Source organism: Streptomyces sp. NPDC002018 (assembly GCF_042890865.1).
GTDB lineage: Bacteria > Actinomycetota > Actinomycetes > Streptomycetales > Streptomycetaceae > Streptomyces.
Map to the genome: position 1 here is coordinate 194,360 of NZ_JBIASO010000008.1, position 26,986 is coordinate 221,345.

The window sequence follows — 26,986 nt, forward strand, 5'->3', positions numbered from 1 at the left end:
GTTTCCGTGAACGCGGGAACTTCCTCGTACACGGAGAACCCCGGCCTGGTCGAAATGCCTAGGTTTCGTCAAGGCTCCACCGTAACCATTCCCCATGAACGCATCCAGAACGTCACCTGCTCCTGGGGCATGAGGAGAACCCACCACGCGATCCGTCGCCGTCAATCGTCACGTTTCACGAGGAGGAGGGCGATGTCGTCCCTGCTCCGGGAGGACCGCCGGGTCTGTCCGGCCTGTCGGACGAGGCTCTCCGCGAGCGCGTCCAGAGGCCGTGGTTCCGCCGCCGCCAGTCGGGCGGCGAGTTCGTTCACGGCCGTGTCCAGATCGGTGCCGGGCGTTTCGACGAGGCCGTCGGTGTAGAGGGCGAGTGCGGAGCCTGGGGGAAGCGGGACCTCGGTGGTCCGGTACTCGGCCTCCGGCTCGATGCCGAGAAGGAGTCCGGTCGGTATGTCCAGGACCTCCGTACGCCCGTCGGGACGGCGCAGTACCGGTGGGAGGTGTCCGGCGGACGACAGGCAGGCCCGGTGGTGGCGCAGATCGAGGTGGGCGTAGAGGCAGCTTGTGAAGAGGGTGGAGTTCAGGTCCATCAGCAGGCGGTTGGTGCGTGCGAGGATCTCGCCCGGAGAGGCGCCCGCGCTGGCGTGGGTGTGGACGGCGGTGCGGACCTGTCCCATGAGCGCGGCGGCGTTGACGTTGTGGCCCTGTACGTCGCCGATGACGGCGGCGGCCGTGGTGTCGTCCAGGCGGATGAGGTCGTAGAAGTCGCCGCCGATGTCGAGGCCGCGGTCCGCCGGGAGATAGCGGGCGGCGACTTCGAGGCCGGGAATCCGCGGCAGATCGTGCGGCAGCAGCGCGGCCTGCAGACCGCGTGCGACCTGGTTCTCGGTGTCGAAGAGACGGGCCCGCTCCAGCGCCTGTGAGATCACTCCGATCAGTGAGGTGAGTCCGGCGCGCTCGTCCGGCGAGAAGGGGTGGGGCTGGTCGTAGCCGAGGACGCAGCAGCCGATCGTACGGCCGTAGGCGAACAGCGGCAGATAGGCGAAGGCGTCCATGATCCTGTAGAGCTCGATGTGCGGATAGGTGCGCCGGAGTTCCTCGGTGTTCGCGTAGAAAGCGGGAAGGCCGGTCGCGATGGCCCGTGTGCTGGCGGATCTCGCGGTCAGAGGGAGTCCTTCGAAGGCGTCCGGAACCCTTTGGGGGAAGCCCCGGGAGCTGATGACCCGGACTCTTCCCTCGTCGGCGGCGAGCACGGCCAGGCCCTGGGCACTGACGACGGGCATGATCTGGTCGGTGACCGCTTCCGCCACGTCCTTGACCCCGGCGGCCTCGGTGAGGGCCGTGGAGAGATGGAGGAGGTGGTAGAGGGCGCCCGGCCGGGCCTGCCCCGTGGCGGGCGGGGTCAGGAACGGTGCGCGGTCGTCGGAGGGTGTCCCGGCGGGTGTGATGCGTACGCTGATGCCGGTGGCGTCGGGGTAGAGGGTGAAGGCCAGCCGGTGGTCGGGGGGCCGCAGTGCGGTGAAGGACGTGGGGAGACGGCTGAGCAACGCCGCCAGGTAGAAATTCCTGCGGATCGGGTCGTCGAGCCAGGGCAGGACGTCCCAGGGGCGGGCCCCCAGCAGGTCATGGCGGCTGCCGCCCAGCAGTTCGGCGGCCTTGCCGTTGAGGAACGTGATACGGCCTTCCAGGTCCAGCGCGCAGGTGCCTTCCGGGAAGCGCTCCGTCAGCTCCGCCCCGGGCTGTTCGTGCCGGGTGGGCGGCGGGTCCACGATGCGCAGATCCGTGGGCCGCATCGGACGCCCGTCGTCCGCGGCCCGCCGCAGGAGGCGGCTGATCCGGCGGCGGTACCGCTCGGTCAGCCGCGCTTCCCCGGAGGAGAGCTCGGGAGCGTGCGTACCGGGCCATATCTGCAGCAGGGTGCCCCAGCGGACGGCGCCGGTCGTCAGGGGGACGACGCTCATGGCGACGTGGTAGGGCAGCGCGAGCGCCGTACGCGGAAAACGGTGGGCCAGCTCCGTGTGGCTGGCCAGCCACACCGACCGGCCCTCGCGCACCGCCTCCGCCACCGGGACCGGCGCGGCCAGCGCCACCCGGGACCACGGCCGGGCCACGTTCCGGGGCAGGCCGGTCACCGCGACCATGTGCACCAGCTGGTCCTCCGGCACCAGCAGATACACGATGCCGATATGGGCGCCGGTGGCCCGTACCAACTCCGCCAGGGCTCGATCCACGTCCGCCTCGGTACGGGCTTCGCGGTCCCCCACGCCTACGCCACCCCAGGTGCCCCGGCGGGAAGCGAGCGCCGCCGTCGGCAGAGGCACAGCCCAGCGGCCGTCCAGCCGTACCGGATTCCCGTTTCCGACCGTCTACGGGCCGCTGAGCGGCACCGCGAGCCCCCCTCTGGCTCCGCTCGCTGGCCCTGGAGTCGATTGCGCATATGCAGACAACAATCCTTATAGCCCCCATATAGTCTAGCGCTGCACCCCGGCCGTCGGCCGACGCCGACTCCGAAGCGGTCCGCCCGGGCCGATCGCGCGTGAACCAGCCCGGCCGGCACGGACCGCGCCAGGAGCGGCGCGATACCGGGACGACGCGCCCTCGCGACCTCGATCCCGTCATGCGCAGGAAGGCGTCCGATGTCCTCGACCACCCCCCACCCGCCCAAAAAAAATCGCTCCTCGTACGGCAGGAAAATCAGCCCAGGAAGCTCAGGCGTACCTGGCGGTCGGGGTTGTCGGTGTTCGTGTCGACCAGGCAGACCGACTGCCAGGTGCCCAGGGCCAGTCGGCCTCCGAGCACGGGGAGGGTGGCGTGTGGGGGGATCAGGGCGGGGAGGACGTGGTCGCGGCCGTGGCCGGGGGTGCCGTGGCGGTGGCGCCAGCGGTTGTCGGCGGGCAGCAGGGACTGGAGCGCGGCGAGCAGGTCTTCGTCGCTGCCGGCGCCGGTCTCGATGAGGGCCACCCCGGCGGTGGCGTGCGGTACGAAGACATTGAGCAGGCCGTCCCGGCCCGCCGCGGTCTGCTGGAGGAACTCCTCGCAGGCGTCGGTCAGATCGGTCACCACCTCATGGGTGCCGGTGGTGATGTTCAGGACTCTGGTGGTGAACGCGTCGGACATCCCTCCATCCTGCCGCCCGCCCCTCGGGATCGCGCGTCCGCGTGCCGAGACACCATTGACCTGATCCGGAAACGCTCGCTACGTTCTGCGCCATGTTGCGATCAGCTCTGCTCACCACGCGCGGTCATATCGACCTGCTGCGGGTGGCGTCCGCCGCGTGTTGTCGCGGCCACTGATCCTTTTCCGGCGCCCGCGCCGTTCTCCCCGCCGGACATGCCCCGGCTTCCTTCCCGGATGAGTGCCGTAACCCCCTGACCGCGTGCCGTCCGGCACCGCCGTATACGGACATCGAGCCGCGACTTCCCCCCTCCCGCGCTCTTTCGCCCCCGTGGAGCTGTTATGACTCTCGGCCATGCCCCGCCGGATATTTCCGTCCTGTCCAAGAATCAGCGACCCGATCTGGAGCCGATCACCCCCTCGTCCGTGCCCGGCTCCCGGCGGCGCTCCGTGCCCCGGTGGCTGCGTCGCACCGTCGGGCCGCTGCTGCTTCTGCTCCTCTGGCAGGTGCTCAGCGCGACCGGCGTGCTCCACGAGGACATCCTCGCCTCGCCCGGCACGATCGCCGGGGCCGCGGGCGATCTGATCGCGGACGGCACCCTGCCCGCCGCCATGGGCGTCTCGCTCCAGCGGGTCGCCGTCGGTCTGCTGCTCGGCGGGGTCATCGGCATCTCCCTCGCGCTGGTCTCGGGGCTGTCCCGGCTCGGCGAGGATCTGGTCGACGCGACCGTGCAGATGCTGCGTACGGTGCCCTGGGTCGGGCTGATCCCGCTCTTCATCATCTGGCTCGGCATCGGAGAGGCGCCCAAGATCGCGCTCATCGCGCTCGGAGTCGCCTTCCACCTCTATCTCAATGTGTACGCGGGGATCCGCGGGGTCGACGAGCAGCTCATCGAGGCGGGACATTCACTGGGGCTCGGCCGGTGGGGGCTGATCCGGCATGTCGTGCTGCCGGGGGCGCTGCCCGGCGCGATGACCGGTCTGCGGTACTCGCTCGCCACCGCCTGGCTCGCGCTGGTCTTCGGCGAGTCCATCAACGCCGACGCCGGCATCGGCTTCCTGATGAACCAGGCCCGGGAGTTCTTCCGTACCGATGTCATCGTCGTCTGCCTGGTCGTCTACGCCTTTCTCGGTCTGCTCGCCGATGCCGTCGTCCGCACTCTCGAAAGGCTGCTGCTGCAATGGCGACCGACCTTCCAGGGACAGTGAGCCCGCGCTCCGCCGCGACCGACGTCTCCCGCTCCGCCGGCTCTGCCGCCGCTGTCTCTGCCGCCGCTGCCTCCGCCGCCTCCGACGGCGTCGCGGTGAGGGTCGAGGGGCTGACCCGGTCCTTCGAGGGACGGCCGGTGATCGACAAGCTCGATCTGACCCTGCGGCCCGGGGAGTTCACGGTGCTGCTGGGCCGCAGCGGATGCGGCAAGTCCACCCTGCTGCGGGTGCTGGCGGGGCTCGACCGCGAGATCGAGGGCACGGTACTCGTACCGAAGCGGCGCGCCGTCGCGTTCCAGGCGCCACGGCTGATGCCCTGGAAACGGGTCTGGCGCAATGTTCTGCTCGGCCTCGACGGAAAGCCCCAACGGGCCGTGGCCGAGAGCGCGTTGGAGGAAGTGGGACTGACCCACCGCTCCGGTGCCTGGCCCAAGACGCTGTCGGGCGGGGAGGCTCAGCGCGCCTCGCTGGCCAGGGCGCTCGTACGGGAACCCGATCTGCTGCTGCTCGACGAGCCGTTCGGCGCGCTGGACGCCCTGACACGGCTCAACGCCCAGCGGCTGGTCGCCGAGTTGTGGCAGCGGCGCGGCTGCGCGGTCCTGCTGGTCACCCATGACGTGGAGGAGGCACTGCTCCTCGCGGACCGGGCGCTGGTGATGCGCGACGGTGTCATCGCGTACGAGACGAAGGTGGCGCTGGACCGTCCACGCTCCGTGGGCGATCCCGGCTTCGCCGTGCTGCGCTCCCGGCTGCTCACCGAACTGGGCGTCGACGAACCCGCCGCTCCCGGAACCGCGGCCTGATACGGCGCGGCGCCCCGGTGCCACTTCCACGTACCGCCGTGCACGTACCTGCCGTACGGGTGCCGCGTGCTCCGCGCCCCACGCCGCGTGCCGCGCTCCAGTGCCGTCGCCGTGCGGTGGCGCGTACCGGACCCCGGCGCCGTCGCCGTCGCGGCGCCGCACCGCAGCGGTCCCGCGCGGTGGCGTCCGGTGTCGCACTGCGGGGCGTTCCGGCGTGCTCGCCCTCCGTACGTTCCGGCCCCCTCCCGTCAAACCCAACCCGTCCCCTCCCCGTTCCCTCCCCGTTCCCTTTCTCCCCGTCCCCCCTCCCAGAAAGCCTGACACCCCATGAAACGCTTCCTGCCCGCCGTCCTCCTCCCCCTCACCCTGCTGCTCGCCGCCTGCTCCGGCACCTCGTCCGCCGACGGCTCGGGCGGCGCGGGCGGCAGCGTCGACGGCAAGGGTGCCGTGACCCTCGCCGTCGGTGACCAGAAGGGCGGTTCCGAGGCGGTCCTGCGCGCGGCCGGTGAACTCGACGATCTCCCCTACCGGATCAAGTGGTCGACCTTCACCTCGGGACCACCCATGCTCGAAGCCGTCAACGCCGAGGCGGTCGACGTCGGTTCCGTCGGCAACACCCCACCGGTCTTCGCCGCCGGAGCCGACTCGAAGATCATCGTCGTGGCCGCGACCCATGGTTCCGCCCGGGGCGAGGCCATTCTCGTACCCGAGGACTCGCCCCTCACCAGGACCACCCAGCTCAAGGGGAAGTCGGTCGCCGTCGCCCAGGGCAGTTCGGCGCACTACCAGCTCGTCGCCTCGCTCAAGAAGGCCGGGCTCACCCTGGACGACATCAAGGTCACCCTGTTGCAGCCGGCCGACGCGCTGGCCGCGTTCACCAGTGGCAAGGTGGACGCCTGGGCGGTCTGGGACCCGTACACCTCGCAGGTGCTGCACGCCGGGCAGGGACGGGTGCTGACCGACGGTGAGGGCGTCGTCAACGGTCTGAACTTCCAGGTCGCCGCCCCCTCCGCCCTGGCGGACAAGGCGAAGGCCGAGGCCATCGGCGACTATGTCGAGCGGCTGCGCCGGGCGCAGGACTGGGTCTTCGACCACCCCGAGGAGTGGGCGAAGGTCTGGGCGAAGGAGACCGGACTGCCGTACGAGGTGGCCCTGGGCGCCGTGAAGCTGACCCACGGCACCCGGGTGCCGGTCGCCCTCGACCAGGCCGTTGTCGACTCCGAGCAGGGCATCGCCGACACCTTCGCCGATCTGAAACTCATTCCGCGCCGCTTCGACTTCGCCGACTACGTGGACGACCGCTTCAACAAGGACCTGCCACCGTCGACCTCGCCGGCGCGCAGCTACGGAAAGGCCTCATCCCGATGAGCATCCATCTGCACTGGTTCCTGCCGACCGGGGGCGACGGACGTACCCTCGTGGACCGTCACGCGTACACCGACGGCGGCATCAAGCGCTCCAGGATCACGCCGGTGAGCGGGGTCAGGGCGCCCGACATCGAATACCTCGCGCAGATCGCCAAGGCGGCCGAACAGCTCGGCTTCGAGGCGGTGCTGACGCCTACGGGCACCTGGTGCGAGGACTCCTGGCTGACGACGGTGGCCCTCGCGCAGCAGACGGAGCGGCTGAAGTTCCTCGTGGCCTTCCGGCCGGGGCTGATCTCACCGGTGCTTGCGGCGCAGATGGCGGCCACCTATCAGCGCGTCACCCGCGGCAGGCTGCTCCTCAATGTGGTGACCGGCGGTGACTCGACCGAGCAGCGGCGCTTCGGCGACCATCTCGACCACGACCAGCGGTACGCCAGGACGGCGGAGTTCCTGTCGGTGATCCGTGGTGTCTGGGGCGGACGCCCCTACGACTTCGACGGTGAGCACTACCAGGTGGAGGGCGGGCTGACCGCGCTGCCGCCCAACCCGCTGCCCGAGATCTTCTTCGGCGGCTCGTCGGCCGCGGCGGGACCGGTCGCCGCCGAGCATGTCGATGTCTATCTGACCTGGGGCGAGCCGCCGGACCAGGTGAAGGAGAAGATCGACTGGATCAGGGGGCTCGCGGAGGAGCGTGGCCGTACGGTCCGCTTCGGCATCCGGCTGCACACCATCTCGCGGGACTCCGCGAAGGAGGCCTGGGCGACGGCGGGCCGGCTGCTCGACGATCTCGATCCCGAGACGGTCGCGGCGGCCCAGCAGGCGCTGGGCAGGAGCGAGTCGGTGGGCCAGCAGCGGATGCTCGCCCTGCACGGCGGTTCCCGCGACCGGCTGGAGATCTCGCCCAATCTCTGGGCGGGGGTCGGTCTGGTCCGCGGCGGCGCGGGCACCGCGCTGGTGGGCAGCCACGCCGATGTCGCCGACCGGATCGAGGAGTACCACGAGCTGGGGATCGAGCACTTCGTGCTCTCCGGCTATCCGCATCTGGAGGAGGCGTACTGGTTCGGCGAGGGGGTGACCCCCGAGCTGGCGAGGCGCGGGCTGCTGGCGCGGATCCCGGCCTCCCCGCTGCTGGGCGTGCCCGCGGCGAACGGCCGGCCGGCGTCCGCGCCCGGAGGCGCGCCGCTGCTGTTCGCCGGGGGCCGCTGAGCGGACCACGCGCCGACGGGACGGGGCAGCGCGCCTCGCACCGCGCACCGCGCACCGCGCACCGCGCACCGCGCACCGCGCACCGCGCACCGGCGGCAGCGCCTCCGGTGCGCGGGAAGATTCCCGGTACCGAGGCTGTTTGTGGAAACGTGAACGACTTCGGGGTACGGGACATCGATGTGGTGGTCGTGGGCGCCGGACAGGCGGGTCTGTCCGGCGCCCATCATCTGCGGCGGTCCGGGTTCGAACCGGACCGCGACTTCGTCGTGCTGGACCATGCCCCGCGGCCGGGCGGTGCCTGGCAGTTCCGCTGGCCCTCGCTGACGTACGGCAAGGTCCACGGCATGCACGCGCTCCCCGGTATGGAACTGATCACCCGGCCCGCCGACGACGACCGGCCCTCCTCCGAGGTGATCGGCGGCTATTTCACCGCGTACGAGGAGCGCTTCGGACTCCGGGTCCACCGGCCCGTCGATGTCACGGCGGTACGTGAGGGCGGCGGCGGGCGGCTGCTGGTGGAGACCTCCGAGGGGAACTGGTCGGCCCGCGCGCTGATCAATGCCACCGGCACCTGGGACCGGCCGTTCTGGCCGCGCTATCCGGGCCAGGAGACCTTTCTGGGGCGGCAGTTGCACACGGTGAACTATCCGGGCCCCGAGGAGTTCACCGGGCTGCGCGTGATCGTGGTGGGCGGCGGGGCCTCGGGCACACAGCATCTGATGGAGATCGCGAAGGTGGCGGCGGACACCACCTGGGTGACCCGGCGCCCGCCGGTCTACCGCGAGGGTCCGTTCGGGGAGGAGCAGGGACGGGCCGCCGTCGCGCTCGTCGACGAACGGGTACGCCAGGGGCTGCCGCCGCAGAGCGTGGTCTCGGTGACCGGGCTGCCGGTGAACGAGGCGATCAGCCGGGCGCGCGAGGAGGGGGTACTCGACCGGCTGCCGATGTTCGACCGGATCACCCCGCAGGGGGTGGCCTGGGCCGACGGACGGACGGTGGAGGCCGATGTGATCCTCTGGGCGACCGGTTTCCGTGCCGCCATCGACCATCTCGCACCGCTGCGGCTGCGCGAGCCGGGCGGCGGTATCCGGGTCGAGGGAACGCGGGCGGTACGGGACAAACGCGTCCATCTGGTCGGATACGGCCCCTCGGCGTCCACCATCGGCGCCAACAGGGCCGGGCGGGCGGCGGTACGGGACATCAAGCGGCTGCTGGAGCGCGAGCCCGCGACGGCGGCCTGACGCCACACCTCCCCGGACGCCACACGTCCCAGGCAGCGCGCGTTCGAAGCACCGCGCGCCCCAGGCGCAGCGCGGCCCCGGGCACCCCGGCACCCCGGCACCCCTCACCTCATGTCTCACTGCTCACCGGTCGGTCGCGCCGGCCGATCGGACGACCGCCGCCCTCAGCTCTTCGCCTTGGTGCGGTTCTCGTTGAACTCCTCGACGTTCTTCTGGTGCTCGGAGTAGTTGTTGGTGAAGCGGGTGTCGCCCTTCGCCACGGTGACGAAGTAGAGCCACTCGCCGCGCGAGGGGTTGAGCGCCGCGTTCATCGCCTCCTCCCCCGGGTTCCCGATCGGGGTCGGCGGCAGGCCCTTGCGTTCATAGGTGTTGTACGGGCTGTTGATCTTCGTGTCGGCCTGGGTGGTGTCGAGTGTGTTGCGGCGGAGCGCGTAGTTGAGGGTCGAGTCCATCTGAAGGGGCATGCCCAGGGCGAGCCGGTTGTGCACGACCCGGGAGACCTTGGCCATGTCGGTCGGTGAATCGGCCTCCGCCTGCACGATGCTGGCGATGGTGACGGACTGATAGGTCGTCATACCGTTGCGCTGGGAGCCCGCGGTGACATGGTCGCCCGTGAACTTCTGACTCGCGGTGTTGACCATATAGCTGAGCAGACCGGCCGGAGTGGTCGATGAATTGATCGGATACGTGGCCGGGAAGAGAAAACCCTCGGGGTTGCCCCGGGCCGCCTCCGGCAGCTTGAGCCGCGCCGCGGTCGCCGTGTCCTTGGTGGTGCCCTTCGGGAGTTCCAGGGCCTTGTCGACCAGGGCGTACACCTCGGAGGCGCGTCGCCCTTCGGTAATGACCAGTGTCGAGGTCTTCTCGTCGCCGCTCTCCCCGCCCATCAGGAGTACGGGCACCAGCACCGCCGCCCCGACGGCGAGGGTGCCGGCCACCAGCAGGACCAGCCGGCCACGGCGGGTCAGACGGGGTCTGCGACCGGGTCTCGTCCCCGGCGGCTCGTTCATCATATGGGCACGGTAACCCCGAGTGATCGCCGATCCCGGCACCTGAGGTGCGGCGACACGGGTGGCATGCGTACGGACGGGTGATTCGTGTACGCACAGCGACCATCCTGGTGAACGAATGCCCGGAGGCGGTGCCGTCGCTCCCCCGTCCCACGGAGTCGCTCGCGTGCTCAGGTGATGACCGTACTCAGAGACGATGGCCGTGCTCAGAGACGATGGCCGTGCTCAGGTGATGACCGGAGCCAGCTCGTCGGTGTGTCCCGGCAGGCTGTCCCGGCGGACCAGGGCGGCATAGCGCCCGTCCTGACGGAGCAGTTCGTCATGGGTGCCCCGCTCGGCCACACGGCCCGCGTCGAGCACCACGATCTGGTCCGCGTCCCGGACGGTGGAGAGCCGGTGCGCGATGGTGATCGTGGTGCGCCCCCGGGAGAGCGCGTCGATGGCCTGCTGCACGGCGTGTTCGGTACGGGTGTCCAGCGCGCTGGTCGCCTCGTCGAGGATCAGCACCGGCGGGTCGCGCAGGATCGTGCGCGCGATCGCGAGCCGCTGCTTCTCCCCTCCGGAGAAGCGGTATCCGCGCTCGCCCACCAGCGTGTCGTATCCGTCGGGGAGCGAGGCGATGTGGTCATGGATCTGGGCGGCCCTGGCGGCCTTCTCTATCTCCTCGTCCGTGGCCGTGGGCTTGGCGAAGCGCAGATTCTCGGCGACGGAGGCATGGAAGAGATAAGTCTCCTGGGAGACCACTCCGACAGCCCGTGCGAGCGTGTCGAAGTCCAGCTCCCGGACGTCCACCCCGTCGAGCAGGACCCGGCCGCCGGTCACGTCGTACAGCCGGGGCACGAGATAGCTGAGGGTCGACTTGCCCGAGCCCGTGGGCCCGACGACGGCGAGGCTGCCGCCGGACGGGACGGTCAGCCCGATCCCCTGGAGGGTCGGCTGCCCGCCCGTGCCGTCATAGCCGAAGTCGACGTCGTCGAACCGCACCTCACCGCGGATCCTGTCGATCCTGACCGGCCGCTCGGGCTCCGTGATGTCGACCGGGAGGTCGAGGTACTCGAAGATGCGCTGGAACAGCGCGAGCGAGGTCTGCATCTGCACTCCGGTGGAGAGCAGGCTCACGGCGGGGCGGAACAGGCCCTGCTGGAGCGAGACGAAGGCCACGAGCGTGCCGAGGGAGACGGCGCTGCCCCCGGCGCCCATCGTGATGCCCGCCGCCCAGTAGATGACGGCGGGCATGGCGGCCATGACGATGCCGATGGTGGACATGCGCCAGCGCCCCGCCATGTTCGACCGGACCTCCAGGTCGACCAGGCGCTCGGACTCGTCGGCGAAGGACTTGGTCAGCGAGTCGGCGCGCCCCATCGTGCGCCCGAGCAGGATGCCGCTCACGGAGAGGGACTCGGTGACGGTGGCCGCCATCGTGGCCATCTGGCGCTGGCGCTCGGTGGTGATCTTCTTGCGCTCGCGGCCGACTATCCGGCTGATCCAGACGAACAGCGGCAGCAGGACCAGCGAGACGGCGGTGAGCCGCCAGTCCAGGGCGAGCATGGCGACGACCGAGGCGACGACGGCCGTGAGGTTGGAGACCAGGGAGGTCGCGGTCGAGGTGACGGTGGCCTGCATACCGCCGATGTCGTTGGCGATACGGGACTGGACCTCACCGGTCCTCGTCCTGGTGAAGAAGGCGAGCGGCATCCGCTGGAGCTGGCTGTAGACGCCGGTGCGCAGATCGTGCATGACCCGCTGGCCGACCGTCGTGGAGATCAGCGTCTGGAGCACACCGAAGACGCTGTTGACGACCGCGGTGGCGATCATGCCGAGGGCGAGCAGACTGAGCAGTCCGGTACGGCTCTGCGGGATCGCGGTGTCCAGGATCTCGCGGAGCAGGAACGGCGAGGCGACCGAGACCAGCGACGAGGCGCCGACCAGCAGCCCCACGATCGCGAGCCGGCCGCGGTAGGGGCGGAAGAGGGCGAAGATGCGCCGGAGCTGCGCGGGCGGCTCCGGCTCCCCCGCGTGGTCCGTCCGGGCCGGGCGGGGTGGGGGTGTCCAGGTGGATTCCTCGGGTTTCATGGGCTCCTTCGACGAGCGGGAGGGCTTCCGTGGAAGCACGGATCGGATGCTTTTGAGAGCCTAGCTCACTGTTACCTATGTACACAATGAACTGTGTCCTGATATTGTTCCCGCATGAGCACCCCCGACGCCGACGGCATGCTGGCCGAGCAGTTGCTGCGGCTGACCCGCCGGCTCCAGCGCGTCCAGAAGCGGCAGATGGAGCCGATCGGCATCACCCCCGCCCAGGCCCGGCTGCTGCGTACGGTCGCGTTCTACGACCAGCCGCCCCGGATGGCCGATCTGGCCGAGCGGCTCGAAGTGGTGCCCCGGGCCGTGACCAGCCTGGTGGACGGTCTGGAGGCGAGCGGCTGGGTGCGGCGCGCACCCGATCCGACCAACCGCCGGGTCGTACGGATCGAGCTGACCGACAGCGGCCGGGCCACCCTGAGGGCGCTGCGCGGCGCGCGGCGGGCCGCGGCGGAGGACATCCTCGCGCCGCTCACCGCGGACCAGCGGGACGTGTTCGGCGGACTGCTGTCGACCCTGGTCGACGGGGGCGCTCACCGGCACTGCTGAGCACCGCGGCCACCGCGGACGCGTGCGGCCGGTCCGCGCCGCACACCCCACCGGACACCCCACCCGGATGTCCCCTCGGGACACCCTCGACACCCTCGACGCCCCCGAAGCCCCGACGCCCCCGGCCGCTCCCGGCCGCTCCCCGCCGCCCACCCGGACGGGCCAACCCGCGCCGACAGTTCCCGGACCGGACCGGTGACGTACGGGACCGGATCACATCGGATCCGACCGTACGGCACCGGATCCGACCGTACGGTGACACGCTCCGCCCCGGACCGGGCCGGAGCGAGATCGCGCCAGGGCCACCCGCCCCGGGCGTCACTCCGGGACGCATCCCGGAATGTCCCCGTGGCATCGCTCAACTGGCTCGATCTCGCGCTCCACGCGGAAAACCCGTTGCCTCAGGCACTCCGCCAGGGCGAACCTTGCACGGTTTGGGCCACTCCACGAGTCATGGGACATCATGCAGATTCGCGACCTTCCGTATCCCGATCCAGGGATCCCCGACGCTCGGTCAGGCCCACGGTTCCTGCTGTGGCTCGGACGCAACCAGCTCGGCGGCCAGCTCAAGGCGCTCGCCTGGGGCCTGGTGCACTTCACCGGTATCGGGGGGCTCTCGGTGGGCGCCGGGCTCGCCGTCCAGGCGGTCGTCGACCGCTCGGGCGGCAGGCTCGCGCTCGCCGGCGGCCTCATCGCGCTGTTCGGCGCCGCCATCGCCGTCGGCGACACCATGCTGCACCGCTCCGCCGTCACCAACTGGATCACCGCCGCCGCGCGTGTCCAGCAACTGCTGGCCCGCAAGACCGCGGAGCTGGGCTCCGCGCTGACCCGTCGGGTGGCCGCCGGTGAGGTCGTCGCCGTCTCCACCGGCGATGTCGAGAAGATCGGCTGGTTCGTGGAGGCGCTCTCGCGCTTCCTCGCCGCCGCGATCGCCATAGTGCTGATCTGCGTCGGGCTGGTCCTGTACCTGCCGGAGCTGGGGACGCTGGTCGCCGTCGGCGTGCCGGTCCTCGCCCTCGCCGTCCTGCCGCTGCTCCCCCGTGCCACCCAGCGGGCCGACGTCCAGCGCGAGAAGGCCGGGAAGGCCACCGAACTGGCCTCGGACACGGTCGCCGGGCTGCGGGTACTGCGCGGCATCGGCGGCGAGGAGCTGTTCCTCGGCCGCTACCGCGCCGCCTCGCAGGAGGTGCGCGAGGCCGCCGTGCGCAGCGCGCGGATGTGGTCGCTGATCTCGGCGATCCAGGTGCTGATGCCGGGCGTCATGCTGATCTCCGTCATCTGGTACGGGGCACGGCTCGCCCTGGACGGACGGATCGAGGTCGGCGGTCTGGTCACGGTCTACAGCGCGGTGACCCTGCTGCTCTTCCCGCTGCGCCACTTCGAGGAGATCGCCATGGCGTACTCCTTCTCCCGGCCCTCGGCGCGGCGTGCCGCGCGCGTGCTGTCGCTGGAGCGGACCACGTTCGAGGACGAGCGCGGCGGTCTCGACGACGCCAGGCCGACGGGGGATCTGTACGACCCCGCCACCGGTCTGCTCGCCCCGGCCGGGCTGCTGACCGTCGTGGTCTGCGGTGATCCGGACGCGGCCGGGCGGCTCGCCGAGCGGCTCGGCGGCCATGCGACCGAGGAGGAGAAGAGCCCGTCCGTGCTGCTGGGCGGGGTGGCGCTGGACGATCTGCCGCTGGACGCGGCGCGGGCCAGTGTCCTCGTCCAGGACAAGGATCCGGTGCTGCTGTCGGGCACGCTCACCGAGCTGCTGGACATCCCGTCCTCCGGGGCGGTCGAGCCGGAGAAGGCGCTGGCCGCCGCCCAGTGCGCGGATGTGCTCGACGCGCTGGCCCAGGCGTCGGTGGACGGCAGCGGTGACCCGATGCGGTCCAGGATCACCGAGCGCGGCCGTTCGCTCTCCGGCGGCCAGCGCCAGCGGCTGGCACTGGCCCGTTCGCTGGTGACCGATCCCGAGGTGCTGGTGCTCGACGAGCCGACGTCCGCCGTGGACTCCCATACGGAGGCGCGGATCGCCCAGGGGGTGAAGGAGCTGCGGGCCGGCCGCACGACCGTCGTGTTCGCCTCCTCGCCGCTGCTGCTGGACCACGCGGACCGGGTGGTCTTCCTCCACGAGGGCGAGGTCGCGGCGGTGGGTGTCCACCGTGAGCTGGTACGGAACGACGCCGGCTACCGGGCCGTCGTCACCCGCGAGACCGAACAGGAACAGCGCGTGGAGCGCGAACCCGTCATGGAGCCGGCGTCCGCGCGGGCCCGGGAAGAGATCGAGGAATCAGCATGATCGGCGTGGCGCCACCGGCGTACGACCCGGCGGCCCCGGAGTCGGCGACGACCCTGCCGGTCGGGACCCCCGCGACCGTACGGGCCTATGTGAGGGAGCTGCTGAGCCGGCACCGCGCGGCGTTCATCCTGCTGGTCACCGTGAACGCGGTCTCGGTGATCGCCTCGATGGTCGGCCCGTATCTGCTGGGCGGCATCGTCGAGGATCTGGCCGCGGGCGCACGGGACCTGCGTCTGGAGCGCACGGTGGCGGTGTTCGCCGTCGCGCTGATCGTGCAGACGGTGTTCACCCGGCTGGTACGGCTGCGCGGGGCGATGCTCGGCGAGGAGATGCTCGCGGATCTGCGCGAGGACTTCCTCGTCCGGGCCGTGGGGCTGCCGCCCGGTGTGCTGGAACGCGCGGGCACCGGCGATCTGCTCTCCCGGATCACCACCGATATCGACCGGCTGGCGAACGCCATGCGCGAGGCCGTGCCGCAGCTCGCGATCGGCGTGGTCTGGGCGGGGCTGCTGATCGGCGCGCTGGCGGTCACCGCGCCGCCCCTGGCGCTGGCGGTGCTGGTGGCGCTGCCGCTGCTGATCGCCGGATGCCGCTGGTACTTCCGGCGGGCGCCCTCGGCGTACCGCTCGGAGGCCGCCGGATACGCGGCCGTCGCCGCCATGCTCGCGGAGACGGTCGACGCCGGCCGGACCGTGGAGGCGCACCGCCTCGGCGGGCGCCGGGTGAAGCTGTCGGAGCGGCGGATCGAGGAGTGGACCGCGTGGGAGCGGTACACCCTGTGGCTGCGGTCGGTGCTGTTCCCGGTCATCAATGTGACCCATACGACGATCTTCCTGGCCGTGCTGGTGATGGGCGGTGTCTTCGTCCTCCAGGGCTGGATCACGGTCGGGCAGCTCACGACGGGCGCGCTCTTCGCCCAGATGCTGGTGGACCCGGTGGGTCTGATCCTGCGCTGGTACGACGAGCTCCAGGTCGCCCAGGTGTCCATCGCCCGGCTCGTCGGGGTACGGGAGATCGAGCCGGACGCGGGCGACGCCTCGGTCGTGCCGGACGGCCGGGACGTCAGCGCCGACGAGGTGCACTTCGGCTACCGCGAGGGCGTCGACGTGCTCCACCGGGTGACCCTGGATGTCAGCCCCGGCACCCGGCTGGCCCTGGTCGGCCCCTCGGGAGCCGGGAAGTCCACCCTGGGCCGGCTGCTCGCGGGCATCTACGGACCGCGGCGGGGGCACATCACCCTCGGCGGGGCGGAGCTGTCCCGGATGCCCGCCGAGCGGGTGCGGCAGCATGTCGCGCTGGTCAACCAGGAACACCATGTGTTCGTGGGCTCGCTGCGCGACAATCTGCTGCTGGCCCGCACGGGCGCGGTGGACGCCGAGCTGTGGGCGGCCCTCGGGGCGGTCGACGCGGACGGCTGGGCACGGGCGCTGGACGACGGGCTGGACACGGGGGTCGGCTCCGGGGGTACGGCCCTGACCCCGGCGCAGGCCCAGCAGATCGCGCTGGCCCGGCTGGTGCTCGCGGATCCGCACACCCTGGTCCTCGACGAGGCGACCTCGCTGCTGGACCCGCGGGCGGCCCGGCATCTGGAGCGCTCGCTGGCCAAGGTCCTGGACGGCCGTACGGTCGTGGCGATCGCCCACCGGCTGCACACCGCGCATGACGCGGATGTGATCGCGGTGGTCGAGGAGGGCCGGATCAGCGAGCTGGGCAGCCACGACGAGCTGGTGGCGGCGAACGGCGCGTACGCGGCGCTGTGGCGGTCCTGGCACGGGTGACGGCAACGGCAAAGGGGGGCGGCCGGTGCGTTCCGCACCGGCCGTCCCCGCCTCTCCGGGCGCCCGGCTTTCCGGCGCCGGGCCGCCCCCGCCGCGTACCCGGCCGCGAAACGGCCGCGAACCGGTCCTCAACCGGCCCCGGTGCGTTATATGACGCCCAGAGCCGCCGCGCCGCCCACTCCGCCCAGGATCATGAACGCCGGCATCAGCACCTTCAGCTCCACCCAGCTTCCGGCCCGGAAGCGCATCGCCTTCGGCGGCCCTATCGGGTACCAGCGCTTACGGCCCAGCGGGATGGGCCACAGTATCGGGCAGCCCGACACCGTCAGCGCGTCCCCGATGTCATGGACCAGCGCGCCCAGGACGATCGGCAGGCCCAGCCAGAGGTACTCCTGTCCCGGGGCGGTGAACAGCCAGTCGGCGCCGTTGCCCGGCTGGTCCAGCACGTCCGCCAGGATCCAGGCGCTGGTGGCGCCGAGCAGCCAGACGAGCACATCGCTGGAGACCCGCGCGGCCCGCCAGAGCAGGCCTTCCACTGCGAGCACGAGATGGACGAACAGGATCGCGAGCACCGCCCGGCGTCCGAACCCGTACGCCAGTGCCGAGGCACCGGCCCCGGTCAGGACCGCCCAGAGCCAGGTGTGGGTCAGTGTGCGGTGACCGCCGGTGCGGCGGGCGTCACCGGGCTTCCTCGTGGCCTTGTAGACGGCGAACGAGAGTTTGTCGACGATCTCGCAGAGCGTCCGCGACACCGGCCCGAACGCCCGGGAGATCGTCGCGGCCTTGTGGTCCAGGTCGGGGGCGAGCGCGGCACCCGCGCAGATCAGCGCGCCGACCACCAGGACCGGCCAGGGCATTCCATGGCCCGCGGCAGCCGCCGCCGCACCCACTCCCAGCCAGGCCGCCGCCCCCGACAGTGAGTGTGCCGGTCCCATCATGCTCGTTCCCGCCCCAGTGCAGTTGTGGTGAAGCCCCGCGTGCCGAAGCCCAGTTGACAGGCCAGCGTACCGTTAGTGATCTTCACTTTCCCGGCCGGTTCCCGTATCCAGGGGGAAGGCAGGCAAGATGGGGGCGTGACCCTTATCGATCAGCTGCCGCCTGACGCCGACCCCGATGCCCTCTTCGAGGCCTTCTCCTCCTGGGCCGAAGGCCAGGGCATCACGCTCTATCCGGCTCAGGAGGAGGCGCTGATCGAGGTGGTCTCCGGGGCCAACGTCATCCTGTCCACCCCCACCGGCTCCGGAAAGAGCCTGGTCGCGGCGGGTGCGCACTTCACCGCGCTGGCCCAGGACAAGGTCACCTTCTACACCGCGCCGATCAAGGCGCTGGTCTCGGAGAAGTTCTTCGACCTGTGCAAACTCTTCGGCACGGAGAACGTCGGCATGCTGACGGGTGACGCCTCCGTCAACGCCGACGCCCCGGTGATCTGCTGCACGGCCGAGGTGCTCGCCTCGATCGCACTGCGCGACGGCAAGTACGCGGACATCGGCCAGGTCGTGATGGACGAGTTCCACTTCTACGCCGAACCGGACCGCGGCTGGGCCTGGCAGATCCCCATCCTGGAACTGCCGCAGGCCCAGTTCATCCTGATGTCCGCGACCCTCGGAGACGTCTCACGCTTCGAGGCGGACCTGACCCGCCGCACGGGCCGGCCCACCTCGGTCGTACGGTCCGCGACCCGCCCGGTGCCGCTGTCGTACGAGTACCGGCTCACCCCGATCACCGAGACGCTGACCGAGCTGCTGGAGACCAAGCAGGCACCGGTGTACATCGTGCACTTCACGCAGGCCGCGGCCGTCGAGCGGGCGCAGTCGCTGATGAGCATCAACATGTGCACGCGCGAGGAGAAGGACCGGATCGCCGATCTGATCGGCAACTTCCGCTTCACCACCAAGTTCGGCCGCAATCTCTCCCGGTATGTGCGCCATGGCATCGGTGTGCACCACGCGGGCATGCTGCCCAAGTACCGGCGGCTGGTGGAGAAGCTCGCCCAGGCCGGCCTGCTGAAGGTCATCTGCGGTACGGACACGCTCGGCGTCGGTGTCAACGTCCCCATCCGCACGGTGCTGTTCACCGCGCTCACCAAGTACGACGGCAATCGTGTCCGTACGCTGCGGGCCCGGGAGTTCCACCAGATCGCGGGCCGGGCGGGCCGCGCCGGCTTCGACACGGCGGGCCTGGTGGTGGCGCAGGCGCCCGAGCATGTCGTCGAGAACGAGAAGGCGCTCGCCAAGGCCGGGGACGATCCCAAGAAGCGCCGCAAGGTGGTGCGCAAGAAGGCCCCCGAGGGCTTTGTGGCCTGGTCGGAGACCACGTTCGACAAGCTCATCGGCTCCGATCCCGAGCCGCTGACCTCCCGCTTCCGGGTCACCCACACCATGCTGCTGTCGGTGATCGCGCGGCCGGGCAACGCCTTCGAGGCGATGCGCCGTCTGCTGGAGGACAACCACGAGCCGCGCAGACAGCAGCTCCGGCACATCCGGCGGGCCATCGCGATCTACCGTTCGCTGCTGGACGGCGGGGTGGTGGAGCGGCTGGAGACCCCGGACGCGGAGGGCCGTATCGTCCGGCTCACCGTCGATCTCCAGCAGGACTTCGCGCTCAACCAGCCGCTGTCGACGTTCGCGCTGGCCTCGTTCGAGCTGCTGGACCCGGAGTCCCCCTCGTACGCGCTGGACATGGTCTCCGTCGTCGAGTCCACATTGGACGATCCGCGGCAGATCCTCGCGGCGCAGCAGAACAAGGCGCGCGGCGAGGCGGTGGCCGCGATGAAGGCGGACGGTGTCGAGTACGAGGAGCGGATGGAGCGGCTCCAGGACGTCTCGTACCCCAAGCCGCTCGAAGAGCTGCTCGTCCACGCCTACAACACCTACCGCAAGAGCCATCCGTGGGTGGGCGACCATCCCGTCTCGCCGAAGTCGGTGATCCGGGACATGTACGAACGGGCGCTGTCCTTCACCGAGTTCACCTCGTTCTACGAGCTGGCCAGGACGGAGGGCATCGTGCTGCGCTATCTGGCGGGCGCCTACAAGGCACTGGAACACACCATTCCGGACGATCTCAAGTCGGAGGACCTGGAGGATCTCACCGCGTGGCTCGGTGAGATGGTGCGCCAGGTCGACTCCAGTCTGCTCGACGAGTGGGAACAGCTCGCCAATCCGGAGATCGAGACGGCCGAGCAGGCGCAGGAGAAGGCCGATCAGGTCAGGCCCGTCACGGCCAACGCCCGTGCCTTCCGGGTGCTCGTACGCAACGCCATGTTCCGCCGTGTCGAGCTGGCCGCCCTGGACAGGGTCGGGGAACTGGGCGAGCTGGACGGCGAGTCGGGATGGGACGCGGACGCCTGGGGCGAGGCGATGGACGCGTACTGGGACGAGTACGAGGATCTGGGGACCGGGCCCGATGCCCGCGGGCCCAAGCTGCTCGCCATCGAGGAGGACCCGGCGCACGGTCTGTGGCGGGTGCGCCAGACCTTCGCCGACCCCAACGGCGACCATGACTGGGGCATCAGCGCGGAGGTCGATCTGGCGGCCTCCGACGAGGAGGGCCTGGCCGTGGTGCGGGTCACGGCCGTGGGCCAGCTCTGAGCAGGGCCGTGGGACGGCCCCGGGGCCTGCCGCGGTCCGGCCCCGGACCCGCACGGCACCGAGCACGGGAACGAGAACGGGAACGAGAACAGGAGAGCACCACGTCATGACGAACCCCGCCGAGCGGCTGGTCGATCTGCTCGATCTGGAGCGGATCGAGGTCGACATCTTCCGCGGGCGCAGCCCCGAGGAGTCCCTGCAACGGGTCTTCGGCGGCCAGGTGGCGGGCCAGGCCCTGGTGGCGGCGGGCCGTACCACCGACGGGGACCGGCCGGTCCACTCGCTGCACGCGTACTTCCTGCGGCCGGGGCGGCCCGGCGTGCCGATCGTGTACCAGGTCGAACGGATCAGGGACGGACGGTCGTTCACCACCCGCAGGGTGACCGCCGTCCAGCAGGGGCGCACGATCTTCAATCTGACGGCCTCCTTCCACCGTCCGGAGGAGGGCGGTTTCGAGCACCAGCTCGCACCGCGACTGGAGTTCCCCGACCCGGAGACGCTCCCGACGGTCGGCGACGAGGTGCGTGCCCATCTGGGCCAGCTGCCGCAGTCGCTGGAGCGGATGGCCCGGCGCCAGCCCTTCGACATCAGATATGTGGAGCGGCTGCGCTGGACCCAGGAGGAGATCAAGGAGGCGGACCCGCGCAGCGCGGTGTGGATGCGCGCGGTGGGGCCGCTGGGCGACGATCCGCTCGTCCACACCTGCGCGTTGACGTACGCGAGCGACATGACGCTGCTGGACGCGGTACGGATCCCGGTCGAGCCGCTCTGGGGGCCGCGGGGATTCGACACGGCGTCGCTGGACCACGCGATGTGGTTCCACCGCCCGTTCCGCGCGGACGAGTGGTTCCTGTACGACCAGGAGTCGCCGATCGCAACGGGCGGCCGGGGGCTGGCCCGGGGGCGGATCTACGACCGCGGGGGCCGGCTGCTGGTCTCGGTGGTGCAGGAGGGCCTGTTCCGGCGGCTGGAGGCGACCGGGCCGTAGCCGGTCTCAGACGCCGGGGAGCGGTTCCTGGTCGGCCTCGCGGCGACGGGTCCTGATGTCCGGCGCGGGCGGATGGAGTTTGGCGTCACAGGCCGGACCGAGGCCGGTGCGGCGCGACGCCGTGCCGGTGAGCGGTCTGCCGCACATACGGCATCTGATCTCGCGACCGGGGCCGGGCGGGCCGGAGTCCGGTGCAGAACCGGGCAGCCGGCCGTCGTCCGTACCGCCGTCCGTGCCGCCATCGCCGTCGCCGAGCAGGGGTTCGCGCATGTCCCAGCTCTATCAGCCCGCCCGGGGCGGCGATCACCCGCGGGTCCACAATGAAGGCAGAACGCCGGAGACCGAGGAGATCTTGATGACTCTGTACGACATCCCGCTGCGCACCCTCACGGGTGAACCCACCACCCTGGCCGCCTTCGAGGGCAAGGCCGTCCTCCTGGTGAACGTCGCGTCCAAGTGCGGCCTCACCCCGCAGTACGCGGGTCTGGAGCGGCTCCAGCAGCAGTACGGCGACCGGGGGTTCACCGTCGTCGGCGTGCCCAGCAACCAGTTCGCGGGGCAGGAGCCCGGCACCGCGGAGGAGATCCGGACCTTCTGCTCGGCGACGTACGGTGTCACCTTCCCGCTGCTGGAGAAGACGGACGTGAACGGGGAGACCCGGCACCCGCTGTACGCGGAGCTGACGAAGACGGCCGACGCCCAGGGCGAGGCCGGGGACGTGCAGTGGAACTTCGAGAAGTTCCTGCTCTCCCCCAAGGGTGAGGTGGTCGCCCGGATCAGGCCGCGTACGGAGCCGGAGGCGCCCGAGGTCGTCGCCGCGATCGAGGCCCAGCTTCCCGGCTGAGCCGCGCTCACCGGGGCCGTCGCTCTCGCGGCGGCCTCGGGGCTCAGCGGATCGGCATGCCCGACAGGGTGCGGGCGATCACCAGCCGCTGGATCTCGCTCGTCCCCTCGAAGATCGTGTAGATCGCCGCGTCCCTGTGCATGCGCTCCACCGGGTACTCCCGGGTGAAGCCGTTGCCGCCGAGTATCTGCACGGCCTGGGCCGTGACCCGCTGGGCCGTCTCACTGGCGTACAGCTTGGACATCGAGCCCTCGGCGGAGGTGAACGGCTTGCCGGTGACCGCCATCCAGGAGGCCCGCCACACCAGCAGCCGGGCCGCGTCGATCCGGGTCCGCATGTCGGCCAGTTGGAAGGCGATGCCCTGGTTGTCGATGATCGGCCGGCCGAACTGGCTGCGGGTCTTCGCGTAGTCGAGGGCGACCTCGTACGCCGCGCGGGCCGTGCCCACCGCCATGGCGCCCACCGCCGGGCGCGAGGCCTCGAAGGTGGCCATGGCCGCGTTCCTCACCCGCTCGCCGCCCGCCGTGCCGGCCCGCTCACGGGCCCGCGCGAGCCGCTCGTCCAGCTTCTCCTTCCCGCCGAGCAGACAGTGCCCGGGGACCCTGACGTCCTCCAGGACGACCTCGGCGGTGTGGGAGGCGCGGATGCCGTGCTTCTTGAACTTCTGGCCCTGGGAGAGGCCGGGGGTGGCCGGGGGGACGATGAAGGACGCATGACCCTTCGAGCCCAGCGCGGGGTCGACGACGGCGACCACCACATGGACATGGGCGATGCCGCCGTTGGTCGCCCAGGTCTTGGTGCCGTTCAGCACCCACTCGTCCTTGGCCTCGTCGTACACCGCGCGGGTACGCATCGCTCCGACATCGGACCCGGCGTCGGGCTCGGACGAGCAGAAGGCGGCGACCTTCACATCGTCGGCGTCGCCGTACATCTGCGGCACCCAGGTGCCGATCTGCTCCTCGGTGCCGTTGGCGAGGACGCCGACGGCGGCCAGGCCCGTACCGACGAGCGACAGGGCGATGCCCGCGTCGCCCCAGAACAGCTCCTCCATGGTCATCGGGATACCGAGGCCGGTGGGGTCGAAGAACTGCTGGGCGTAGAAGTCGAGGGAGTAGACACCGATCTTGGCGGCCTCCTGGATGACCGGCCAGGGAGTCTCCTCACGTTCGTCCCACTCCGCGGCGGCCGGACGCATGACGTCCGCGGCGAATCCGTGCAGCCAGTCACGGACCTGCTTCTGGTCGTCATTGAGTTCAAACGTGAACTCGGCCACGGTTCCCCTCCAGCACTGTGTTGTCCTCAACTGCGGTCGCTCACCGACGTTACCGACGGTAACATCAGTCTGTTACCGGTAGGTAGAGAATGTCAACCGGCCATGGTCTGATCTGCATTGATCGCGGGCAGGGTGTTACGTTGCCGGTGCGTCACGCAATCGCATGGGCGGGGAGACACCACGATGGAGACCACACAGCAGGCCGACCAGCAGCGGTCGGCGCGACAGCGGAGGCGGCAGTTGCTGGAGGCCGCCGACCGGGTCGTACTCCGGGACGGCCCGCACGCCTCCATGAACGCCATCGCCGCCGAGGCGGGCATCACCAAGCCCATTCTCTACCGCCACTTCGGCGACAAGGGCGGGCTGTACCGCGCGCTCGCCAAGCGCCACACCGACGCGCTGCTCGACGCCCTGCGGACCGCGCTCGACGCGCCCGCGGAGCGGCGCCAGCGCGTGGAGGCCACGCTCGACACGTATCTCGCCGCGATCGAGGCGCGCCCGCAGGTCTACCGGTTCCTGATGCATCCCGCCGAGGACACCCAACTGCCCGAGCAGGGCTTCGATGTGGGCCGCCACTCGGCCCCGCTGCTGCGCCGCCTCGGCGAGGAACTCGCCAAGGTCATCGAGGAACGGGTCGATCTCGGTCCGGGCAGTGAGCAGCTCGCCCGGGTCTGGGGCCATGGCATCGTCGGGATGATGCACGCCGCCGGCGACTGGTGGCTCGGCGAACGGCCGTGCTCGCGCGAGCAGTTGGTACGGAGCCTGGCGGACCTGCTGTGGGGCCGGCTGGCCGCGGTCGACGACCGCGAGGGCGGCCCCGGGTTCTGAACGCTCCGGCGAGGGCACCTCTCCCGGGATCCCGGTCCCGGCCGCCCGGCTCTTCTCCCCCCGGCCCGCCACGGCACGGACGGGCCGGGGGGAGAAGAGCCGGGAGCCGTCGGACAGCCGGGAGCCGTCAGACGCCCGTGCCCGTCGTCGCGGGACCGGACCAGGGCGCCCGGCGTGCGGCGCGCAGCACTCTGGAGCGGCGCCGGCCGGTGAGCCGGTCGGAGTACACCGTTCCGTCCAGGTGGTCGCACTCGTGCTGGAGACAGCGCGCGAAGAAACCCGTTCCCTCGATCCGCAGCGGTTCGCCGTGCCGGTCGACGCCCTCGGCCACGGCGTGGTCGTACCGCTCCGTCCCCGCCTCGATGCCCGGCAGCGACAGACAGCCCTCGGGGCCCCGCAGAACGATGTCGTCCGCCTGGGTGAGCCGCGGATTGACGAGGTGTCCGAGATGGCGGACGTCCTCGTCGTCCGGGCAGTCGTACACGAACACCCGCAGCGGCACGCCGATCTGGTTCGCCGCGAGCCCGACCCCCCGGGCGGCGTACATGGTCGCGAAGAGGTCTTCGATCAGTTCCGACAGGGCGGGACCGAAGTCCGTGACGGGCTCGCAGGGGGCGTGCAGCACCGGATCGCCCAGCATTCTCAAGGGGCGTACTCTCCCGGCACTGCCGGGGATCGAACGGTTAGGCATGCCGGTCAGGGTACGGTCACCGTGACCTCCGCCTTCCCGCCCGGTGCCGCGGTTCGGGCCCTTGGCCGGATCTCGATAGGCTGACCCCGGACCGACGCAAGGAGGATCAAGGACGATGGCAGGCAACACGGACCCGCTGACGCCACGGGCCAAGCTGGCCGTGACGGCGGGCAAGGCCGCTGCGGCGGTGTCGCGCGCCGCCGGCCGCGGCAGCGGATCGGTGATCGGCGGGAAGGTGGCACTGAGACTCGACCCCGATCTGCTGGGTCGGCTCGCGCAGCACCTCGACGTCATCCTCGTGTCGGCGACGAACGGCAAGACCACCACGACCCGGCTGATCGCCGAGGCCCTGCGGGCAGCCGGGCCCGTGGTCTCCAACGCGCTCGGCGCCAATATGCCGGCCGGCATCACCTCGGCCCTCGCGGGCGGCTCCGACGCCAAGTACGGTGTGATCGAGGTCGACGAGAAATATCTCGCCGGTGTGGCGCGCGACACCACGCCGAAGGCGATCGCGCTGCTCAATCTCTCGCGCGACCAGCTCGACCGCGCCGCCGAGACCCGGATGCTCGCCGAGAAGTGGCGCGAGGGCCTCGCCGGCACCAAGGCCGTCGTCATCGCCAACGCGGACGACCCGCTGATCGTCTGGGCCGCCTCCTCCTCCCCCAATGTGGTCTGGGTGGCCGCGGGGCAGGAGTGGAAGGACGACGCCTGGTCCTGCCCCGCCTGCGGCGGTGTGATGCAGCGCCCCGGCGACGACTGGTTCTGCGGTGAGTGCGGCTTCCGCAGGCCGTCCCCGAGCTGGGCGCTCCACGGCGACCATGTCCTCGACCCGCACGGCTCCGCCTGGCCGATCCATCTCCAGTTGCCGGGACGCGCCAACAAGGCGAACGCCGCCACCTCGGCCGCCGTCGCGGCCACCTTCGGGGTGCCGCCGCAGGTGGCGCTGGAGCGTATGTACCAGGTGCAGGCCGTGGCCGGCCGGTACGACGTGGTGTCGTTCCTCGGCCGTGATCTGCGACTGCTGCTCGCGAAGAACCCCGCGGGCTGGCTGGAGACCTTCTCGCTGATCGATCCGCCGCCGACACCGGTCATCCTCGCCGTGAACGCACGGGGCGCGGACGGCACGGACACGTCCTGGCTGTGGGACGTCGACTACACCCGGCTCGCCGGACATCCGATCTTCGTGATCGGCGACCGCAAGCTGGACCTCGCCGTACGCCTGGAGGTCGCGGGACTGGACTTCCGGGTCTGCGAGACGCCCGACGAGGCCGTTCAGATGGCCCCGCCCGGACGGATCGAGGCCATCGCCAACTACACGTCGTTCCAGGATCTGCGCAGACGGGTGGGGAACTGAGTCCATGTCGGGATACACGACCTCACGGAACTCCGAAGGACGAGCGAGAATGAGCGACAACAGCCTCCGGCTGGTGTGGATCTACCCTGACCTGCTGAGCACCTACGGGGATCAGGGGAACGCTCTCGTGGTGGAACGCCGGGCACGGCAGCGCGGTCTGAATGTCACCCGCGTCGATGTGCGCAGCGACCAGCCGGTGCCGACGTCCGGGGACATCTATCTGATCGGCGGCGGCGAGGACAGGCCGCAGCGGCTGGCCGCGGAGCGGCTGCGCCGTGACGGCGGGCTCAGCCGGGCGGTCTCCAACGGCGCCATCGTGTTCTCGGTCTGCGCCGGCTACCAGATCCTGGGTCATGAGTTCATCAACGACCTGGGTGAGCGCGAGCCCGGACTCGGGCTGCTCGATGTGGTCTCCACCCGTGGTGAGGGCGAGCGGTGTGTCGGCGACGTGCTCGCCGACATCGACCCCCGGCTGAACCTGCCGCAGCTCACGGGGTTCGAGAACCACCAGGGCATCACGCATCTCGGCCCGTCGGCCCGCCCGTTCGCGCGGACCCGGCTCGGCCGGGGCAACGGCACGGGCGACGGCACGGAGGGCGCGTACAACGACACCGTGTTCGGTACGTACATGCACGGCCCGGTGATGGCGCGCAACCCGCAGATCGCGGACCTGCTGCTGAAGCTGGCCCTCGATGTGAACGCGCTGCCGCCGACGGACGACCGCTGGTACGAGGCGCTGCGCGCCGAGCGGGTGGCGGCCGCCGTCCAGCCCTCCTGACGG

23 protein-coding genes are annotated in these 26,986 nt (G+C 70.9%); 15 read left to right on the forward strand and 8 right to left on the reverse strand.

Features of this window, described 5'->3' with window-relative positions; translation table 11 throughout:
• Positions 1-161: 161 nt before the first annotated feature.
• Positions 162-2,228, reverse strand: coding sequence for a SpoIIE family protein phosphatase (locus tag ACFYYH_RS15700; protein WP_388550894.1), 2,067 nt, complete (start codon positions 2,226-2,228; stop codon positions 162-164).
• A 463-nt stretch (positions 2,229-2,691) separates the two neighbouring features.
• Entirely contained in the window at positions 2,692-3,114 is a 423-nt protein-coding gene (locus tag ACFYYH_RS15705; protein ID WP_388550897.1) for a YjbQ family protein, read from the reverse strand.
• Between the two features lie 92 nt (positions 3,115-3,206).
• Between ACFYYH_RS15705 and ACFYYH_RS15710 the strand changes: the two genes are divergently transcribed.
• The 6 genes from ACFYYH_RS15710 (at position 3,207) to ACFYYH_RS15735 (ending at position 8,937) form a co-directional block, all read left to right on the forward strand.
• The gene (locus tag ACFYYH_RS15710; protein ID WP_388551189.1) at positions 3,207-3,290 is read left to right on the forward strand and encodes a putative leader peptide; all 84 of its coding nucleotides are present in this window, start codon (positions 3,207-3,209) and stop codon (positions 3,288-3,290) included.
• Positions 3,291-3,453: 163 nt separating this feature from the next.
• Positions 3,454-4,320 (forward strand): ABC transporter permease, encoded by an 867-nt coding sequence (locus ACFYYH_RS15715; RefSeq protein WP_388550899.1) that lies wholly within the window; start codon positions 3,454-3,456, stop codon positions 4,318-4,320.
• A complete protein-coding gene (locus tag ACFYYH_RS15720) occupies positions 4,293-5,123 on the forward strand; it encodes an ABC transporter ATP-binding protein (RefSeq protein ID WP_388550902.1) in 831 nt (276 codons plus the stop codon). The genes ACFYYH_RS15715 and ACFYYH_RS15720 overlap by 28 nt, the downstream gene beginning before the upstream one ends.
• A 327-nt stretch (positions 5,124-5,450) precedes the next feature.
• On the forward strand, positions 5,451-6,491 hold the full coding sequence (locus ACFYYH_RS15725; RefSeq protein WP_388550904.1) for an ABC transporter substrate-binding protein: 1,041 nt from the start codon (positions 5,451-5,453) through the stop codon (positions 6,489-6,491).
• Positions 6,488-7,696, forward strand: coding sequence for an LLM class flavin-dependent oxidoreductase (locus tag ACFYYH_RS15730; RefSeq protein WP_388550907.1), 1,209 nt, complete (start codon positions 6,488-6,490; stop codon positions 7,694-7,696). The genes ACFYYH_RS15725 and ACFYYH_RS15730 overlap by 4 nt, the downstream gene beginning before the upstream one ends.
• A 149-nt stretch (positions 7,697-7,845) precedes the next feature.
• Complete coding sequence (locus ACFYYH_RS15735; RefSeq protein ID WP_388550909.1) at positions 7,846-8,937, forward strand: NAD(P)-binding domain-containing protein; 1,092 nt, start codon at positions 7,846-7,848, stop codon at positions 8,935-8,937.
• A gap of 164 nt (positions 8,938-9,101) precedes the next feature.
• Here ACFYYH_RS15735 and mltG read toward each other — a convergent pair whose 3' ends face one another.
• Positions 9,102-9,947: an endolytic transglycosylase MltG gene (gene mltG, locus ACFYYH_RS15740; protein WP_388550911.1), complete on the reverse strand. Its 846-nt coding sequence runs from the start codon at positions 9,945-9,947 to the stop codon at positions 9,102-9,104.
• A 222-nt stretch (positions 9,948-10,169) separates the two neighbouring features.
• Complete coding sequence (locus ACFYYH_RS15745; protein WP_388550913.1) at positions 10,170-12,017, reverse strand: ABC transporter ATP-binding protein; 1,848 nt, start codon at positions 12,015-12,017, stop codon at positions 10,170-10,172.
• A gap of 114 nt (positions 12,018-12,131) precedes the next feature.
• Between ACFYYH_RS15745 and ACFYYH_RS15750 the strand changes: the two genes are divergently transcribed.
• From ACFYYH_RS15750 to ACFYYH_RS15760, 3 genes are all read left to right on the forward strand, one after another.
• Positions 12,132-12,575, forward strand: coding sequence for a MarR family winged helix-turn-helix transcriptional regulator (locus tag ACFYYH_RS15750; RefSeq protein ID WP_388550915.1), 444 nt, complete (start codon positions 12,132-12,134; stop codon positions 12,573-12,575).
• Positions 12,576-13,038: 463 nt separating this feature from the next.
• On the forward strand, positions 13,039-14,862 hold the full coding sequence (locus tag ACFYYH_RS15755; protein WP_388550918.1) for an ABC transporter transmembrane domain-containing protein: 1,824 nt from the start codon (positions 13,039-13,041) through the stop codon (positions 14,860-14,862).
• Positions 14,859-16,640, forward strand: a complete 1,782-nt coding sequence (locus tag ACFYYH_RS15760; RefSeq protein ID WP_388550920.1) for an ABC transporter ATP-binding protein — start codon at positions 14,859-14,861, stop codon at positions 16,638-16,640. Before ACFYYH_RS15755 ends, ACFYYH_RS15760 begins: the two co-directional genes overlap by 4 nt.
• 146 nt (positions 16,641-16,786) lie before the next feature.
• Here the strand turns inward: ACFYYH_RS15760 and ACFYYH_RS15765 are convergent, their stop codons facing one another.
• Positions 16,787-17,578 carry a metal-dependent hydrolase gene (locus ACFYYH_RS15765; protein WP_388550923.1) on the reverse strand — a complete coding sequence of 264 codons (792 nt, stop codon included), beginning with the start codon at positions 17,576-17,578 and terminating at the stop codon, positions 16,787-16,789.
• A gap of 75 nt (positions 17,579-17,653) precedes the next feature.
• Between ACFYYH_RS15765 and ACFYYH_RS15770 the strand changes: the two genes are divergently transcribed.
• A complete protein-coding gene (locus ACFYYH_RS15770) occupies positions 17,654-20,227 on the forward strand; it encodes a DEAD/DEAH box helicase (protein ID WP_388550926.1) in 2,574 nt (857 codons plus the stop codon).
• Positions 20,228-20,333: 106 nt separating this feature from the next.
• On the forward strand, positions 20,334-21,215 hold the full coding sequence (locus tag ACFYYH_RS15775; protein ID WP_388550929.1) for an acyl-CoA thioesterase: 882 nt from the start codon (positions 20,334-20,336) through the stop codon (positions 21,213-21,215).
• A 6-nt stretch (positions 21,216-21,221) separates the two neighbouring features.
• Here ACFYYH_RS15775 and ACFYYH_RS15780 read toward each other — a convergent pair whose 3' ends face one another.
• Positions 21,222-21,485 (reverse strand): DUF6011 domain-containing protein, encoded by a 264-nt coding sequence (locus tag ACFYYH_RS15780; protein ID WP_388550932.1) that lies wholly within the window; start codon positions 21,483-21,485, stop codon positions 21,222-21,224.
• Positions 21,486-21,570: 85 nt separating this feature from the next.
• On the opposite strand from ACFYYH_RS15780, the gene ACFYYH_RS15785 reads away from it, so the two are divergent.
• Positions 21,571-22,059 carry a glutathione peroxidase gene (locus ACFYYH_RS15785; protein WP_388550935.1) on the forward strand — a complete coding sequence of 163 codons (489 nt, stop codon included), beginning with the start codon at positions 21,571-21,573 and terminating at the stop codon, positions 22,057-22,059.
• Positions 22,060-22,102: 43 nt separating this feature from the next.
• On the opposite strand, the gene ACFYYH_RS15790 is transcribed toward ACFYYH_RS15785, so the two are convergent.
• Positions 22,103-23,332: an acyl-CoA dehydrogenase family protein gene (locus ACFYYH_RS15790; protein WP_388550937.1), complete on the reverse strand. Its 1,230-nt coding sequence runs from the start codon at positions 23,330-23,332 to the stop codon at positions 22,103-22,105.
• A 183-nt stretch (positions 23,333-23,515) separates the two neighbouring features.
• Between ACFYYH_RS15790 and ACFYYH_RS15795 the strand changes: the two genes are divergently transcribed.
• Positions 23,516-24,160: a TetR family transcriptional regulator gene (locus ACFYYH_RS15795; protein WP_388550939.1), complete on the forward strand. Its 645-nt coding sequence runs from the start codon at positions 23,516-23,518 to the stop codon at positions 24,158-24,160.
• 127 nt (positions 24,161-24,287) lie between these two features.
• Here ACFYYH_RS15795 and def read toward each other — a convergent pair whose 3' ends face one another.
• Positions 24,288-24,851: a peptide deformylase gene (gene def / locus ACFYYH_RS15800; RefSeq protein ID WP_388550940.1), complete on the reverse strand. Its 564-nt coding sequence runs from the start codon at positions 24,849-24,851 to the stop codon at positions 24,288-24,290.
• A gap of 115 nt (positions 24,852-24,966) precedes the next feature.
• On the opposite strand from def, the gene ACFYYH_RS15805 reads away from it, so the two are divergent.
• Together ACFYYH_RS15805 and ACFYYH_RS15810 are read left to right on the forward strand one after the other, a co-directional pair.
• Positions 24,967-26,205, forward strand: a complete 1,239-nt coding sequence (locus ACFYYH_RS15805) for a MurT ligase domain-containing protein (protein WP_388550942.1) — start codon at positions 24,967-24,969, stop codon at positions 26,203-26,205.
• 49 nt (positions 26,206-26,254) lie between these two features.
• Entirely contained in the window at positions 26,255-26,983 is a 729-nt protein-coding gene (locus ACFYYH_RS15810; RefSeq protein WP_388550944.1) for a type 1 glutamine amidotransferase, read from the forward strand.
• Positions 26,984-26,986 lie beyond the last annotated feature (3 nt).

What these genes read in the sequence shown, in the direction of transcription:
- ACFYYH_RS15715 (WP_388550899.1), top strand. Translation starts at nt 3,454, where the DNA reads ATGACTCTCGGCCATGCCCCGCCGGATATTTCCGTCCTGTCCAAGAAT.
- ACFYYH_RS15705 (WP_388550897.1), bottom strand. Translation starts at nt 3,114, where the DNA reads ATGTCCGACGCGTTCACCACCAGAGTCCTGAACATCACCACCGGCACC.
- ACFYYH_RS15760 (WP_388550920.1), top strand. Translation starts at nt 14,859, where the DNA reads ATGATCGGCGTGGCGCCACCGGCGTACGACCCGGCGGCCCCGGAGTCG.
- ACFYYH_RS15780 (WP_388550932.1), bottom strand. Translation starts at nt 21,485, where the DNA reads ATGCGCGAACCCCTGCTCGGCGACGGCGATGGCGGCACGGACGGCGGT.
- ACFYYH_RS15725 (WP_388550904.1), top strand. Translation starts at nt 5,451, where the DNA reads ATGAAACGCTTCCTGCCCGCCGTCCTCCTCCCCCTCACCCTGCTGCTC.
- ACFYYH_RS15785 (WP_388550935.1), top strand. Translation starts at nt 21,571, where the DNA reads ATGACTCTGTACGACATCCCGCTGCGCACCCTCACGGGTGAACCCACC.
- mltG (WP_388550911.1), bottom strand. Translation starts at nt 9,947, where the DNA reads ATGATGAACGAGCCGCCGGGGACGAGACCCGGTCGCAGACCCCGTCTG.
- ACFYYH_RS15795 (WP_388550939.1), top strand. Translation starts at nt 23,516, where the DNA reads ATGGAGACCACACAGCAGGCCGACCAGCAGCGGTCGGCGCGACAGCGG.
- ACFYYH_RS15730 (WP_388550907.1), top strand. Translation starts at nt 6,488, where the DNA reads ATGAGCATCCATCTGCACTGGTTCCTGCCGACCGGGGGCGACGGACGT.
- def (WP_388550940.1), bottom strand. Translation starts at nt 24,851, where the DNA reads ATGCCTAACCGTTCGATCCCCGGCAGTGCCGGGAGAGTACGCCCCTTG.
- ACFYYH_RS15720 (WP_388550902.1), top strand. Translation starts at nt 4,293, where the DNA reads ATGGCGACCGACCTTCCAGGGACAGTGAGCCCGCGCTCCGCCGCGACC.
- ACFYYH_RS15710 (WP_388551189.1), top strand. Translation starts at nt 3,207, where the DNA reads ATGTTGCGATCAGCTCTGCTCACCACGCGCGGTCATATCGACCTGCTG.
- ACFYYH_RS15750 (WP_388550915.1), top strand. Translation starts at nt 12,132, where the DNA reads ATGAGCACCCCCGACGCCGACGGCATGCTGGCCGAGCAGTTGCTGCGG.
- ACFYYH_RS15775 (WP_388550929.1), top strand. Translation starts at nt 20,334, where the DNA reads ATGACGAACCCCGCCGAGCGGCTGGTCGATCTGCTCGATCTGGAGCGG.
- ACFYYH_RS15765 (WP_388550923.1), bottom strand. Translation starts at nt 17,578, where the DNA reads ATGATGGGACCGGCACACTCACTGTCGGGGGCGGCGGCCTGGCTGGGA.
- ACFYYH_RS15755 (WP_388550918.1), top strand. Translation starts at nt 13,039, where the DNA reads ATGCAGATTCGCGACCTTCCGTATCCCGATCCAGGGATCCCCGACGCT.
- ACFYYH_RS15810 (WP_388550944.1), top strand. Translation starts at nt 26,255, where the DNA reads ATGAGCGACAACAGCCTCCGGCTGGTGTGGATCTACCCTGACCTGCTG.
- ACFYYH_RS15745 (WP_388550913.1), bottom strand. Translation starts at nt 12,017, where the DNA reads ATGAAACCCGAGGAATCCACCTGGACACCCCCACCCCGCCCGGCCCGG.
- ACFYYH_RS15805 (WP_388550942.1), top strand. Translation starts at nt 24,967, where the DNA reads ATGGCAGGCAACACGGACCCGCTGACGCCACGGGCCAAGCTGGCCGTG.